The sequence below is a fragment of the Orbus sasakiae genome, from assembly GCF_039542345.1.
Lineage (GTDB): Bacteria > Pseudomonadota > Gammaproteobacteria > Enterobacterales > Orbaceae > Orbus > Orbus sasakiae.
This window is the reverse complement of sequence record NZ_BAABHY010000006.1, coordinates 1-14,346: the sequence shown is the minus strand read 5'-3', so window position 1 is coordinate 14,346 and position 14,346 is coordinate 1. Positions and strand designations below refer to the sequence as shown.

At 37.6% G+C, this 14,346-nt stretch carries 16 protein-coding genes and 1 tRNA gene; 11 read left to right on the top strand and 6 right to left on the bottom strand.

The genetic code is table 11. From position 1 onward, the window contains the following. The first annotated feature begins 8 nt into the window (after positions 1-8). From ABEA36_RS10855 to ABEA36_RS10825, 7 genes are all read left to right on the top strand, one after another. Positions 9-521, top strand: a complete 513-nt coding sequence (locus ABEA36_RS10855; protein WP_345492052.1) for a phage major tail tube protein — start codon at positions 9-11, stop codon at positions 519-521. Between the two features lie 62 nt (positions 522-583). Continuing rightward, entirely contained in the window at positions 584-880 is a 297-nt protein-coding gene (locus ABEA36_RS10850; RefSeq protein ID WP_345492050.1) for a phage tail assembly protein, read from the top strand. Then, entirely contained in the window at positions 844-1,008 is a 165-nt protein-coding gene (locus ABEA36_RS10845; protein ID WP_345492499.1) for a GpE family phage tail protein, read from the top strand. Before ABEA36_RS10850 ends, ABEA36_RS10845 begins: the two co-directional genes overlap by 37 nt. Further along, positions 1,001-3,817: a phage tail tape measure protein gene (locus ABEA36_RS10840; RefSeq protein WP_345492048.1), complete on the top strand. Its 2,817-nt coding sequence runs from the start codon at positions 1,001-1,003 to the stop codon at positions 3,815-3,817. Before ABEA36_RS10845 ends, ABEA36_RS10840 begins: the two co-directional genes overlap by 8 nt. A gap of 17 nt (positions 3,818-3,834) precedes the next feature. Beyond that, the gene (locus ABEA36_RS10835) at positions 3,835-4,233 is read left to right on the top strand and encodes a phage tail protein (RefSeq protein WP_345492046.1); all 399 of its coding nucleotides are present in this window, start codon (positions 3,835-3,837) and stop codon (positions 4,231-4,233) included. Between the two features lie 14 nt (positions 4,234-4,247). Then, positions 4,248-5,270 (top strand): phage late control D family protein, encoded by a 1,023-nt coding sequence (locus tag ABEA36_RS10830; protein WP_345492044.1) that lies wholly within the window; start codon positions 4,248-4,250, stop codon positions 5,268-5,270. A gap of 72 nt (positions 5,271-5,342) precedes the next feature. Beyond that, positions 5,343-5,564, top strand: a complete 222-nt coding sequence (locus tag ABEA36_RS10825) for an Ogr/Delta-like zinc finger protein (protein ID WP_345492042.1) — start codon at positions 5,343-5,345, stop codon at positions 5,562-5,564. 146 nt (positions 5,565-5,710) lie between these two features. Here ABEA36_RS10825 and ABEA36_RS10820 read toward each other — a convergent pair. Further along, positions 5,711-5,786 (bottom strand) — tRNA-Phe (locus ABEA36_RS10820). Positions 5,787-5,989: 203 nt separating this feature from the next. On the opposite strand from ABEA36_RS10820, the gene ABEA36_RS10815 reads away from it, so the two are divergent. From ABEA36_RS10815 to groL, 3 genes are all read left to right on the top strand, one after another. Next, positions 5,990-6,430: an FxsA family protein gene (locus ABEA36_RS10815; RefSeq protein ID WP_345492040.1), complete on the top strand. Its 441-nt coding sequence runs from the start codon at positions 5,990-5,992 to the stop codon at positions 6,428-6,430. A gap of 155 nt (positions 6,431-6,585) precedes the next feature. Continuing rightward, on the top strand, positions 6,586-6,879 hold the full coding sequence (locus ABEA36_RS10810) for a co-chaperone GroES (RefSeq protein WP_039105960.1): 294 nt from the start codon (positions 6,586-6,588) through the stop codon (positions 6,877-6,879). A gap of 48 nt (positions 6,880-6,927) precedes the next feature. Further along, positions 6,928-8,571 (top strand): chaperonin GroEL, encoded by a 1,644-nt coding sequence (gene groL, locus ABEA36_RS10805; RefSeq protein WP_345492034.1) that lies wholly within the window; start codon positions 6,928-6,930, stop codon positions 8,569-8,571. Positions 8,572-8,697: 126 nt separating this feature from the next. Here groL and ABEA36_RS10800 read toward each other — a convergent pair whose 3' ends face one another. The 3 genes from ABEA36_RS10800 to rlmN are packed head-to-tail and all read right to left on the bottom strand — an operon-like array spanning position 8,698 to position 11,145. Further along, the gene (locus ABEA36_RS10800) at positions 8,698-9,261 is read right to left on the bottom strand and encodes a manganese efflux pump MntP (RefSeq protein WP_345492032.1); all 564 of its coding nucleotides are present in this window, start codon (positions 9,259-9,261) and stop codon (positions 8,698-8,700) included. A 34-nt stretch (positions 9,262-9,295) separates the two neighbouring features. Beyond that, on the bottom strand, positions 9,296-9,931 hold the full coding sequence (locus ABEA36_RS10795; protein ID WP_345492030.1) for a hypothetical protein: 636 nt from the start codon (positions 9,929-9,931) through the stop codon (positions 9,296-9,298). A gap of 20 nt (positions 9,932-9,951) precedes the next feature. Next, positions 9,952-11,145 carry a dual-specificity RNA methyltransferase RlmN gene (gene rlmN / locus ABEA36_RS10790; protein WP_425571934.1) on the bottom strand — a complete coding sequence of 398 codons (1,194 nt, stop codon included), beginning with the start codon at positions 11,143-11,145 and terminating at the stop codon, positions 9,952-9,954. Between the two features lie 117 nt (positions 11,146-11,262). Between rlmN and ABEA36_RS10785 the strand changes: the two genes are divergently transcribed. After that, positions 11,263-11,982 carry a M15 family metallopeptidase gene (locus tag ABEA36_RS10785; protein WP_345492026.1) on the top strand — a complete coding sequence of 240 codons (720 nt, stop codon included), beginning with the start codon at positions 11,263-11,265 and terminating at the stop codon, positions 11,980-11,982. Between the two features lies 1 nt (position 11,983). Here ABEA36_RS10785 and ABEA36_RS10780 read toward each other — a convergent pair whose 3' ends face one another. Continuing rightward, on the bottom strand, positions 11,984-13,279 hold the full coding sequence (locus tag ABEA36_RS10780; protein WP_345492024.1) for an ATP-binding protein: 1,296 nt from the start codon (positions 13,277-13,279) through the stop codon (positions 11,984-11,986). A gap of 9 nt (positions 13,280-13,288) precedes the next feature. Then, the gene (locus tag ABEA36_RS10775; protein WP_345492497.1) at positions 13,289-13,978 is read right to left on the bottom strand and encodes a response regulator transcription factor; all 690 of its coding nucleotides are present in this window, start codon (positions 13,976-13,978) and stop codon (positions 13,289-13,291) included. Positions 13,979-14,346: the final 368 nt, after the last annotated feature.

The window sequence follows — 14,346 nt, the reverse complement described above, 5'->3', positions numbered from 1 at the left end:
TTTAACTCATGGCATTACCTAAAAAACTAAAATATTTTAACGTGTTTGTGGATGGAACATCCTATATTGGTGAAGCTGAATCAATCACATTACCTAAACTTACTCAAAAACTAGAAAGCTACCGCGGTGCTGGTATGCCTGGTGCTGTCAAAATCAACCTTGGATTAGATGATGATGCACTTGATCTTGAGTACACTATGGGCGGATTAACTGCTGAAATAGCTAAACTATTGGGCGGTTCAATTAATCAATGCAATTTACGTTTTGCTGGTGGTTTTCAAAAAGATGATAGCGAAGATTTTACAAAAGTAGAGATCAATGTCAGCGGTCGTCATAAAGAACAGGATCTAGGTGAACTAAAGCAAGGGGAAAGTAGCCAAACTAAATACTCTATGGCGTGTACCTATTACCGTTTAACCATTGATGGTGAAGATATTATTGAGATAGACATTATCAATATGGTCTACAAAGTAAACGGCGTTGATTTACTCGAAAAAGCGCGTCAAGCAATCGGCTTATAACCTTACTTAAAACCTAAAATCTTACTGCCTATGTGATATAGGCAGTTAATCAGGAGAAAATCATGACACAAAAAGAAATCACATTATCAACCCCTATTATTAGCGGTAAAACCGAAATCAAAACTATCATTATTCGTAAGCCGCTAACTGGCGATCTACGTGGAGTTAAATTACTTGATTTTGTTGATGCAGATGTTAATTCATTGGCAAAAGTACTCCCACGTATTGCCACACCAACACTATCCGAACAAGACGTTTATAACATGGATTTAGCTGATTTAACTCAAATAGTGGTTGAAATTAGCAGTTTTTTGAAACCGAAATCAAGCAGTGCAGCAACGGAATCCCTGACCGAGTAGAAAACGCACAGGCAGATATAGCGACCATCTTTCATTGGTCGCTTGATGCGCTTGATAAGTTAACCATTTCTGAATTAATGCATTGGCGAGAACAAGCCCGAATCCGTAGCGGAGCCGAAGATGAGTAGATTAGAAGCTAAAATTATTCTTAGCGGTGTTGATAATGCTAGTCGTCCGCTACAAAATTCAACTAAAAATACCAAACTTTTAGCTGAACAATTACTTAAAACCAAATCAGCATTAAAAAACCTGAATCAGATACAAAAAAATCTGTCAGGTTTTGTCCAATTAAAAAATAACACTCAAAAAGTCGGTACCGAGTTAGAACAGGCTCGTAATAAAGTTAATCTACTATCACTGGCGATAAAACAATCCTCATCACCAACAAAAAAAATGGCTGATGAGTTTGAAAAAGCCAAACAAAAAGCATATCAATTAAAAGACACATTTAATAATTTGCGATCTGCCACGCAAAAACAGCGTGATGAACTGGCAAAATCAGGCATTAATACTAAGAATCTGGCACAACATCAAACAACATTACGTTCACAAATTAATAGTGCAACAAAAAGTATTGAGCAACAACGATCGCAGCTTGCACGCCTAAATGAACAGATGAAAAAATCAAATCAAATTAGGCAAAATTACGATAAAGGCATGCAACGTATAGCTGTGATGGGTGGTGTTGGTTATGGTTCACTGGCAACAGGTAGAACAATAACCAGAGGTATGCGTAATCTATTAGGTGTTGGCTACGAATTTGATGCCAGCATGAGTGCAACACAAGCTGTAACACGTATCGCCGATAAAGATGATCCACGTATGCTTGCCCTGCGCCAGCAAGCCAGAACTTTACCACTTCAATCCAAATTTACAGATAGTGAGGTCGCCGCTGGTCAGTACTTCTTAGGTAGAACCGGTTACAATGCAGATCAGATTTTAAAAGCCATGCCCGGCATGCTAAATTTAGCATCCGCTGGCGATCTTGATTTAGGTATTACCGCTGATATCGCATCCAATATCCAAATGGCAATGGGCATACCTGCCGAAAAGATGGATCATGTAGCTGATGTCATGACGGCAATGTTTACCCGTAATAACGTTGATATCCAAATGCTCGGCGAATCACTTAAATATAGCGCCGGTATTGGTGCTGCATTTGGTCAAAGTTTAGAAACAGTAACGGCTGCAACAGCCATGATGGGTAATGCTGGTATTCAAGGTAGCCAAGCCGGTACCACATTAAGGCAAATATTAACCCGTGTTGGTACCTCGTCAGCCGTTGCCAAACTTGGCGTTAAAGTTGCGGATGATAAAGGTAATATGAGGGATTTGGTTGATATTCTTTCTGATATATCAGAAGCAACTAAACACATGGGTAACGTTGACCGCGCAGCCATCAATAAAAAAATCGCTGGTCAAATCGGTTTAACTGGATTTGAAATATTACTATCACAAAGTGCAACAGGTGAACTGAAAAAGCTAAGAGGCGAAAAAGGCGAATATGATGGTGAAGCAGAGCGAGTTGCACAGTTAAAACTTGATAATCTCAAAGGTGATATGACCATGCTCCACGCTGCCTTTGAAAATATCAGCGTTGAATTATTCGAAAAAAATAATGCATGGCTCCGTAAAGCCATCCAAGGCTTTACTCACTTCTTACACAATGTGGGTGAATTTTTAAAACGGCATCCTGCAGTCAGTAAGGGGATTGTGATGCTTGGTACAGGACTTGCTGCGCTTACCACGGCCTTTGGTGGTTTAGCCTTAATGCTAATGAGTGTATTTGGCCCCATGCTGATGACAAAGTTTATTTTATCTCGCTTAGGGCTATCCGTTGGCAGTTTAGCCATTAAAAATGGGTTATTAGGTAAAACTTTTAGTTCCCTTGGTTCGGCTGCTATCGGTTTGGCTACATCGCCCTTATCAACGCTATCAACCGCTGTTCGTTTCCTTGGCTCTACATTTGCTTTTGTCGGTCGATTATTTTTAACCAACCCCATTGGATTAGTGATTACCGCTATTGCGGTAGCCGCACTACTCATTTATAAATATTGGGAACCCATCAAAGCATTCTTTATTGGTGTATGGGAAGGCTTCACTACAGCAATGGAGCCAGTTAAAGCTGCATTTGAGCCCATTATTAAACTCTTTGAACCATTGGCGCCGATATTTAATGCGATTGGTGATGCAATTGGCAGCGTGATCAACTGGTTTAGTAACTTATTTGAACCCGTTAAACTCACCAGTGAAGAGTTTGAAAGTACTAAATCGGCAGGTGTTGCATTCGGTGAAGCAATTGGTAAAGCTATCATGCTACCAATTAAGCTATTTCAAGACTTCTTTGAATTGGTTAAAAGCGTCTGGACATTTATTTTTTCTCTGCCCGAAAAACTTACCGAGCTACCGAGTAAAATTGGTGAAATATTTACGGGTGAAGGTGGTATTACAGGAATATTCAGTAATTTAGGCAATAACCTTGTTGATGGTTTAATGGGTGGCATTAAAAATAAATGGAATGAACTAAAAAGTACAATTTCGGATCTTACTGATGGTGTAACGGGATGGTTTAAAGAAGCATTAGGCATACACTCACCATCAAGAGTATTTGCAGAGTATGGCGGTTTTACTGTTGAAGGTTACCAGTTAGGTATTGAACGTAATAGCAATAAGGCCATTCGCTCAATGAGTAAGTTTTCCAATCAAATCAGTGAAAAAGGATTATCCAGTATTACTGTTGATAATAGACCACCTATATCGTCAATACAGTACAACCAATCGCCTATAGAGACAAGATCACCACAAATATTTATAACAATTAATGCAGCACCTAATACTAATGAGCGTGATTTAGCGACTATGGTAGGTCAAGAAGTTAGTCGGCATTTACGTAATAAAAATAACAGTTATCGTAATAGCTATAAGGATATCGATTAATGTTAATGATATATGGCATGTTTGTATTTGAACTAAAAACGATTCCATTTCAGAAAATGAGTGAAACAATTAATTATCGCTACCCTTCTAATAATCGTTTCGGAGAACGCCCGGCAACGCAGTTTGTAGGTGTTGGCGAGGAAAAAATCACATTAAGCGGTGTGCTTTATCCCGAAGTAACGGGCGGAAGGGTAAGCCTTGAACTCTATAAAAGACAAGCTGATTTTGGTATTGCTTGGCCTTTAATAAATGGTAGTGGCATATTACTAGGATTTTATGTTAACGAATCAATTCAAACCGATAGAGAGGAATTTTTCAATGATGGCACTCCGCGTAAAATTGAATTTACTTTTAGCTTAAAAAAAGTCGATCCCCCAGAAGTAATACCAGGTGCAGACATTATTAAACTTTTATAACTAAGTTATTCATTATGAAAAAAGCGATTTTTAAGATCCAGTATAACGATAAAGATATTACCAGTCATTTTGATAGTCGTTTAATATCATTACAAATTATTGATAATAGCGGTTTTGAAGCTGATACTTTTTCAATTGAATTAGATGATAGTGACGGTAAATTAGCGCTTCCTAAACGTGGCGTAGAGTTAAATATTTCCTTTGGCTGGAATGACGATCAAGGGCTTATATTTAATAATAAATTTGTTGTAGATGAATGCGAACATAATGGTCCACCAGACACCTTAACAATTAGAGGGAAAAGCGCTAATTTTCGTGAATCACTCAATGTAAAACGTGAACAAAGTTATGATTTAATAACTATTGAAAAAATTGCGATCCAGATCGCAAAACGTCACAATCTTGAATATAAGATTGCGACAGAGATCGCAAATCAAACCATTGATCACGCCGACCAAACCCAAGAATCAGATGCCTCATTTTTAACTCGTATACTTAGTGATTATGATGCTATTGCGACTGTTAAAAATGGGATGTTAATTATTTTCTTATCAGGTGCAGGGAAAACTGTTACTGGCCAAATATTACCAAATGTCATAATTAACCGCTCATCAGGTGATAGCCATTCATTTTCAATAGCAGATAGAGAGGCCTATACTGGTGTAAAGGCTTATTGGCTTGATTATAAAAAAGCAGAATTTAGTTCTTCCGCAAGTGGTAGTGAAAATTCAGATGATAAAAGTGTATTAGTCGGTGCTGAAGGAAACGTGAAAGTATTACGCCATACTTATTCAAGCAAACAAAATGCTCATAGAGCCGCCATAAACCAATGGAAAAAACTACAACGTGGAGCATGTCAATTCAATATGACGTTGGCACAAGGTCGGCCTGATCTATTCCCCGAAACTCCAGTTACAGTGCAAGGGTTTAAACAAGAAATTGATTCCTCTGAATGGATAATAACCCGTTGCACACACTCAATTACAGCAACAGGGGGATTTATAACCAGTTTAGAGTTAGAAATGAAAGTAGGATAAATTACCAACATTAACTTTAAATTAAATAAAACCAATGTATAATTAACCAAAAGTTAATATGGAGTTTTATGAATGAGATGCCCACATTGCAAAAATAAAGCCTTTATCCGTTCAAGTGAAGCATTATCTGACTTAACACGAAAACAATATTATCAATGTTCAAATATTTATTGTGGTCATACATTTACAGCAATGCAGTCAATATCTGAAACGATAGTACCAAGTAATTGCCCTGATCCTAAAGTAAATATTCCATTTTCGCCAAACACCAAACGGATTACCCAAACTTGTTAAGCTGCTAATGCGGCTTTTTTCTGTCCGGAATAAAATCAAGTACCATAAACCTAAAACAGAACCGCCATTTTATCGCCACTTGAAAAATAGACATAAAAAAAGCCAGTCTCTTAAACTAGCTATCTTATTGAATTCTTTTATTAAATTGGTGCCCGGACGCGGAATCGAACCACGGACACGGGGATTTTCAATCCCCTGCTCTACCGACTGAGCTATCCGGGCAACAATGGATGCACATTAAACACGATCTCCGTTTATTCGTCAATCCCTTTTATCGCTTATTTTAAAAAAAAGAGTTTACTTGCTCAAAAAATAGATGATTTGTACAAATTTAATATTTCCTTAAGCATTTTATTGAAAAATAGACCTTCTGACTCAATATAATAATGAGTGATGATTATCTCTTAATGAAAAGGATCTGCCGTATGCGTTTACTACCCATTTTGGTATTTTTTATTTATCTCTACGTAGAAATAAGTATTTTTGTTGCTGTGGCAAACAGCATTGGGGTGTTATTGGCATTAATCGCAATTATTGCGACATCGATCATAGGTTTGTCTTTGGTTAAATCACAAGGTTTAAAAAATTTGGCTGCAATGCAACAAAAAATGGCAAACAATGAAAACCCGACAGATGAAATGGTAAAAAATATCTCGTTAATGATAGGCGGCTTTTTATTATTAATTCCAGGGTTCTTGACTGATATTTTGGGTGCTTTGTTATTATTACCACCAGTGCAACAATTTTTTGTCAAACGCATCGTGCCAAAAATGAAAGTAAGAAGCTATCGTTTTCAGTCTTCGCAAAGTACAAAGAATGAAAGTGATATCATTGAAGGTGAGTTTAAACACAAAAACGATGATTAAATAATCAATTAAAAAAATTTTTGTGCTATTCTCTTGAAGAATGTGAAAGTATCCCCATTTAGTTTGCACTACATCATAAAATACGTATATTTTATGATTTACTTTAACTTATTGTGTATCAACTTAATTAAGAAATTAGTGAAGGAGAATAACTAATGAAAATTCGTCCATTGCATGATCGTGTGATCATCAAACGTAAAGAAATTGAATCAAAATCAGCTGGCGGTATCGTGTTAACTGGTTCAGCAGCAGGTAAATCAACTCGTGGTGAAGTTTTAGCTGTTGGTAATGGTCGTATTTTAGAAAATGGTCAAGTACAGCCGTTAGACGTTAAAGTCGGCGATATCGTCATTTTCAATGAAGGTTACGGCGTTAAAACTGAAAAAATTGATAATGAAGAAGTTTTAATCTTATCTGAAAACGATATTTTAGCGATTGTTCAAGCATAATTAAGTTATTAAACAGAATACATAGACAGATTTTAGGGAGAACTAAAAATGGCAGCTAAAGATGTAAAATTTGGTAGCGATGCACGCGTAAAAATGCTTAGCGGCGTAAATATCCTTGCTGATGCAGTCAAAGTGACGTTAGGTCCTAAAGGCCGTAACGTGGTACTAGACAAATCATTTGGTGCACCAGTTATTACTAAAGATGGTGTGTCAGTGGCTCGCGAAATCGAATTAGAAGATAAATTCGAAAACATGGGTGCACAAATGGTTAAAGAAGTGGCATCTAAAGCAAACGATGCGGCTGGTGACGGTACAACAACGGCAACAGTATTAGCACAAGCTATTGTTAACGAAGGCTTAAAAGCAGTTGCTGCTGGCATGAATCCAATGGATTTAAAACGTGGTATTGATAAAGCAGTGATTGCTGCAGTTGAAGAACTTAAAAAATTATCTGTACCATGTTCTGACTCAAAAGCAATTGCACAAGTGGGTACTATTTCAGCTAACTCGGATGAGACTGTTGGTACATTAATTGCTCAAGCAATGGAGAAAGTAGGTAAAGAAGGTGTTATTACTGTTGAAGACGGTACTGGCTTACAAGATGAATTAGATGTTGTAGAAGGTATGCAGTTTGATCGTGGTTACTTATCACCATACTTTATCAATAAACCAGAAACCGCAACAGTTGAGCTAGAAAGTCCATTTATTTTATTAGTAGACAAAAAAATCTCAAATATCCGTGAATTATTACCGGTATTAGAAGCTGTTGCTAAAGCAGGTAAATCATTATTAATTATTGCTGAAGATGTTGAAGGCGAAGCATTAGCAACATTAGTTGTTAATACAATGCGCGGTATCGTTAAAGTCGCAGCCGTTAAAGCACCTGGTTTTGGCGATCGTCGTAAAGCCATGTTACAAGATATCGCAATCTTGACTGCAGGTACTGTGATTTCTGAAGAGATTGGTCTTGAGCTTGAAAAAGCAACACTTGAAGATTTAGGTCAAGCAAAACGCGTTGTTATCAATAAAGACAACACTACCATTATTGATGGTATCGGTGACCAAGCACTTATCGAAGCACGTGTTGCACAAATTCGTGGCCAAATTGAAGAGTCAACCTCTGACTATGATAAAGAGAAACTACAAGAGCGCGTTGCTAAGCTAGCTGGCGGTGTGGCAGTGATCAAAGTGGGTGCCGCGACTGAAGTTGAAATGAAAGAGAAAAAAGCACGTGTTGAAGATGCATTACACGCAACTCGCGCAGCCGTTGAAGAAGGTGTTGTTGCAGGTGGTGGTGTTGCTCTTGTACGTGTTGCTAATGCAATCTCTGCATTAAAAGGCGACAATGAAGATCAAAACGTGGGTATCAAAGTTGCTTTACGTGCAATGGAAGCGCCATTACGTCAAATCGTGACTAACTGTGGTGAAGAAGCATCTGTTGTTGCTAACTCAGTAAAAGCAGGTCAAGGTAACTATGGTTACAATGCGGCAACTGAAGAATACGGTGATATGATTGCGATGGGTATTTTAGACCCAACTAAAGTAACACGTAGTGCATTACAGTATGCGGCATCAATTGCAGGTCTTATGATCACAACTGAATGTATGATTACTGATTTACCGAAAGATGATAAAGCTGACATGGGCGCTGCAGGTATGGGCGGCATGGGTGGTATGGGCGGAATGATGTAATCATCGTCTGACCATTTATCAAAAAAAACCGCAATCAACATTGCGGTTTTTTTATCTCTAAATTGAGCTTACTTTTCACATCATTGAGTACGAAACCATTATTTACAGCATTTCCTGCTTTTTACTTTATCCCCAAAGATGTTGGTAAAGCGTAAACCCGCCAATAAAAATTAACACTAAGCCGCCAATCAGTTCTGCCTTTTTCCCTACAATACATCCAATTTTTTTACCTAATACAATACCAATTGTCACCATCAGGCAAGTTGCAAGGCCTATCATTGTAGCGGCAAAGCCAATATTGACTGACGCAAGCGCAAGACCGACACCAACGGCAAACGCATCAATACTGGTTGAAATAGCAAGCAATACCAACATCAATATTGAATCATTTTTAGGGTCATCATCACAACATTCATCTTCTTTAAAACTACTGTATATCATGCGTAGTCCTAAAAATAACATTAAGGCAAAGATAATCCAGTGATCCCACTCTTCAATATATTGCAATGCAATATACCCTAATAACCAACCTAATATTGGCGTAATCGCTTCAATAAAACCAAATAATAGGCCAACTTTTAAAGCATCCCAAAACTTAGGAACTTTGAGTGAAACCCCTTTACATACTGCGACGGCAAATGCGTCGGTTGACATTGCAAATGACAACAATAAAATTGCGAAAAAACTCATAACATATGCTCAAATTATATTTTTAGAATAAGAATTATTTAGAAACTGCTAATAAATATGTCGCGATATTTGTATCGCCTTTTTGTTGATAAATTCTGGCCATATCTGCAACATGTTCACGTTTACTTGAATCATATTCAAATAAAGCGTGAAAAGCGCTATCAGCCTGGCCTTTATCACCATGTTGAATCGCACAGTAGCCTAATTGCTCTAAACCGTCTATCTTCCATTGTGGACGATTTAAAGCGATTGCCTGCTGAAACTGTATTTGTGCTTCATTATAACGATTTGTCGCACATAAAAATGAACCATAGTGAATATGATACAACCCATTGTTCGGTTCTGTTTTTGTTATCGTTTGATAAATGATGTCAGCTTCGTTATATTCACCGACATGCTGATCAAATAAAGCCATGCCAAGCATGACATTTGGGTTATTGGGCGAGTATTGATTGGCGAGTGATAGATTATAGTGTGCTAGTTTAAGATCTTCACTGGATTTGTCGGTTTGCCCTTGAGCTTGCGCTAAGTAACCTAAGCCCAGTTTTAACCTCGCCAATGCGGCTTTTTCTGGATTAAAAGTCTCTTGCTGCTCCGCTGTAAACTGGCATCCACTTAAAACCAATAACGATAGCATGCACACAATAATATAACGCATAGCAACTCGCATTTCATTCACCCTCGATAGTGTTATTGCCTAACCTCAATAAATGACTTAGATAAAGGTGATGCAACTAACTTCGTGCGTTTGGTTCGGTCAATGACATCGCCCGCCAATTGCCCACATGCAGCATCAATATCATCACCTCGGGTTTTACGAACAATAACGGTGAACCCATATTCCATTAATGTTTTCATAAAACGATCGATCCGCGTATTAGAACTTCGTGAATAAGGTGCTCCTGGGAAGGGATTCCAAGGAATTAAGTTAATTTTACATGGTGTATTTTTTAAGAATGCGGCCAATTCATGAGCATGCTCAACACCATCATTCACTTGATTAAGTAATACATACTCTATTGTCACTTTACCGTGGTTTGCATTTGAGTAAGATAAATAACGGTGAATAGATTCTCGTAATGTGGCCATATTGTATTTATCGTTAATCGGCATAATCTGACTACGTATGGTATCATTTGGCGCATGTAATGAGATAGCTAAAGCAACATCAATCATGCCGGCCATTTTATCCAGCGCGGGCACGACACCTGATGTCGATAAGGTTACGCGGCGTTTTGATAGACCATAACCAAAATCATCTAGCATAATTTCCATAGCAGGCACGACATTAGATAAATTAAGTAAAGGCTCACCCATCCCCATCATTACAACATTAGTAATAGGACGATCGGATAATTTACCGGTGACACCAATAATTTTAGATGCACGCCAAACTTGACCAATAATTTCCGCAACACGCAAATTACGGTTAAAGCCTTGTTGGGCGGTTGAGCAAAATTTACAGGCCAGTGCACAGCCAACTTGTGAAGAGACACACAATGTTGCTCTATCACGTTCCGGAATATAAACACACTCAATTAATTGATTGTGACCAACATCTAATGCCCATTTGATTGTACCATCAGAAGAACGCTGTTCTTCGGCAACCTCTGGCGCTTTAATTTCAGCAATCAGTTTAAGCTGATCCCGTAATTTTTTATTGATGTCTGTCATCAAATCAAAATCATCATAGCCAAAGTGGTATATCCATTTCATTACCTGATCGGCTCTAAATGGTTTTTCACCTAAATTTTTAAAAAACTCACGCAATTGCTGACGAGTGAAATCCAATAAATTGACTTTATCAGTAGTGGCTGTGGTATCAGAAATTGATGATGAACTGCATTGTTCTATTTGAACATTGTTTGAATGAACTGTGGACATAAGGGCCTCGTTTTTACACATTGCGGCAGAAAAATATATGACAAAAATCGAGGAAGGATTATACTGGTTTCTACCCCATCTGGCTAATAATATTATTCAAAATACGATTCAGATAGCATGAAAAAAAATATCTTATTGATTTTACTAACATTACCGTTTATGACTATGGCAAATACAATCCCATTAAACAAGTTGATCGGTCAATTTAATGAAAAAACCGACAGCCAGTTCATTTCGTTAGATTCAACAGAGCTACCGGTTAATAAACCGGGTATGTATCTGCAAAAAGAGCCGACTGAGCAATTGATTAAAGCATATCATGATTTTAAACAACAGCATCCTGATATCCCTTTTGTCGTGGTTAGTGCAACACGTAATTACACGTATCAAAATGGCATTTGGCAACGCAAGTGGGATGCCTTATATCCTAAATTAAAAGATGAGCAAAAGACGGCCAAAGAAATCTTAAAGTATTCATCGATGCCGGGAAGTTCAAGACACCATTGGGGAACTGACATTGATATTACCAGTGTTTCATCTGCGTTTTTTAAAGAGAATAAGCAAGGTAAAATTCTTTATCAATGGTTACAAGAAAACATGCCTAAGTATGGGTTTTGTCGACCATATGGTGAAGGGCGTAAAGGGGGTTACCAACCCGAAGAGTGGCATTGGTCATATAAACCGATTTCACAAAACTATCTCAATGAATATAAAAGATTACTCAAAGAGAATAAACAATCAATTCTTACTAAGCTCAATTTTAGCGGACATAATAAAATTACGTTAGACGAATTATTACAAGAGTTCGTATTTGATATTAATTCAGAATGTAATTAAATTATGAACGCCAATATGGCACTTTGACCGTCATGACTAAACCACCAGTATCACGGTTGCGTGCCTGAATGGTCCCTTTGTGCATAATGATAATCTTGCGAGCAATTGCCAGACCTAAGCCATAACCTTTACCAAGTTGTGGAGACTGAATGCGAACGAAAGGTTCAAATATACTCGATAACTTATGTTCATCTACACCAGGCCCATGATCGCTAATATCAATTTGTAAATAGCGACCACTTTCTTTTAGCGCAATATCGATTTGCTGCCCTGAATGTGAAAAACGAATCGCATTACGAATAATATTTTCAACCGCACGACGTATCTGCTCAGCATTACCTTTAATGATCGAATGAATAATCGGTGAAGAGGTAAAGTTAATAATAATACCTTGTGGCTCAGCTTCATAGGTTGCATCATCGACAACAACACCAACCAATTCTTTAAGATCAAAGTATTCATCTAATGGCTTACTGATCTCTGCTCGTGAATAATTGAGTATTTCACCAATAAGCGTATCTAAACGCTGAGATTCTAGTTCAATTCGTTGTAATGAATTATCAATATTTTGCTTATTTTGCTGTGCAAGTCCAATTGCTAATTGTAAACGAGCGAGGGGTGTGCGCAGTTCATGAGAGACATCATGCAATAAAACTTGTCGATCTGAAATCAAAATATTTAACTGTTCGACCATCGCATCAAAATCTTGCGCAAGCTCACTCAACTCGTCATGACGTTTCTTCAATTTATCAAATAATCGTACCGAAAGATCACCTTGTGACACTTGATAAAAACCCTGTCTTAATAGTCGCATTGGTCTGGTTAAGTTCCAAGCTAAAAATAGACTAAAGAGTAATCCTCCAGCGATACCAACTAAAAACATGGGTATCGGCATATTAAAGATCATACCTTTGCTGTAACTTTTATCATGATCTCTAAATGAAATCAGATAAGTAATACCATCGGGTGCGGTCGCCGTTTTCTGGTAAATAAAAGCACTATCATTTAAATCTGTTGAAGCCATTTCAATATATTGCTCATCTTGTGCATCAGATAGCGTGATTGAAAAACAAATACGTTCAGGTTCTGGGAGATGTGAAATAAAGTTAACCGCTTCTTGTTCGCCTGATATCTGCAACAATTGAGCAATCATTTCAACTTTAGTTGGAATATGATAAAACGTCCTCGGTTCACGGCTTTCTAAATAAAAAGCAAAGCCAAACCAAGTCAGCTGAAATGTAAGGTAGAAAATCCCCCAGAAAACGATAAGGATTTTCCAAAACAGGCGCCTATTCATAAGTATCTATTATCTAATGCGATATCCGACAGCTCGTATTGTTTCAATAGTCACTGCATCTTTTGTTAGCTGATGTAATTTTTGGCGAATATTACTAATATGCACATCAACGCTGCGATCATAAAGCTCCCGTGCTCGCCCAAGGCCAACTTCGGAAAGTTCTTCTTTCGTTACGACACGATCTTGATGTTTAACTAGTAATGCAAGCAGATTAAACTCTGTTGAAGTTAGTTCGATTGTCACATCATTCCAAATACAAAGACGTTGAGGAACATCAAGGACCAAACTATGGAATTCATATTTTTTATTACTTAATTCTGTTTGACCTAATGCTGATTGATCATCAATTCTTCTTAAAACTGCGCGTAATCTAGCGAGTAATTCACGTGGATAACACGGTTTCGGCACATAGTCATCTGCACCAAGTTCAAGCCCGAGCACACGATCGATATTATCGCCTTTTGCTGTAAGCATAATCACGGGAAGGTTTACCGATTGACGGATACTTTTTAATACATCAATACCATTGATATCAGGCAGCATAATATCTAAAATTACGGCTTTGTATTTTCCAGATAACGCCTCATCAATACCTTCTTGTCCGGTATGAACTACTTTTACTTTGAAGCTTTCATTGGTTAAGTATTCACTTAACATTTGTGAAAGTTCAACATCATCATCAATTAGTAAGATATTTATCATAAAATATTTATAGAAGAGTTAAAGATAGTTAATATTATCAACAAGTACAGAAAAATGTCAGTTCTTTTTACTAAAATATTACACGAATTAGCATATTTTTAATAAAAATATGGACTTATAAACAACGGATAAACGTAGAAAAATCGATAATCCAGCAAGGATAATCGTGTTATACCGACTGATAATAAAAAACCCCTATCATACGATAGGGGTTCAATTTGGCCTACTCGGTGAGATTCTAATAACACTCGTAAAATCTAAACCGCTAAAAAGCAGAAAGCCTGCATCAGCAGGCTTCTTTATATTATATAGTCTGGCGGTGACCTACTCTCACATGGGGAGACCCCCACACTACCATCGGCTCC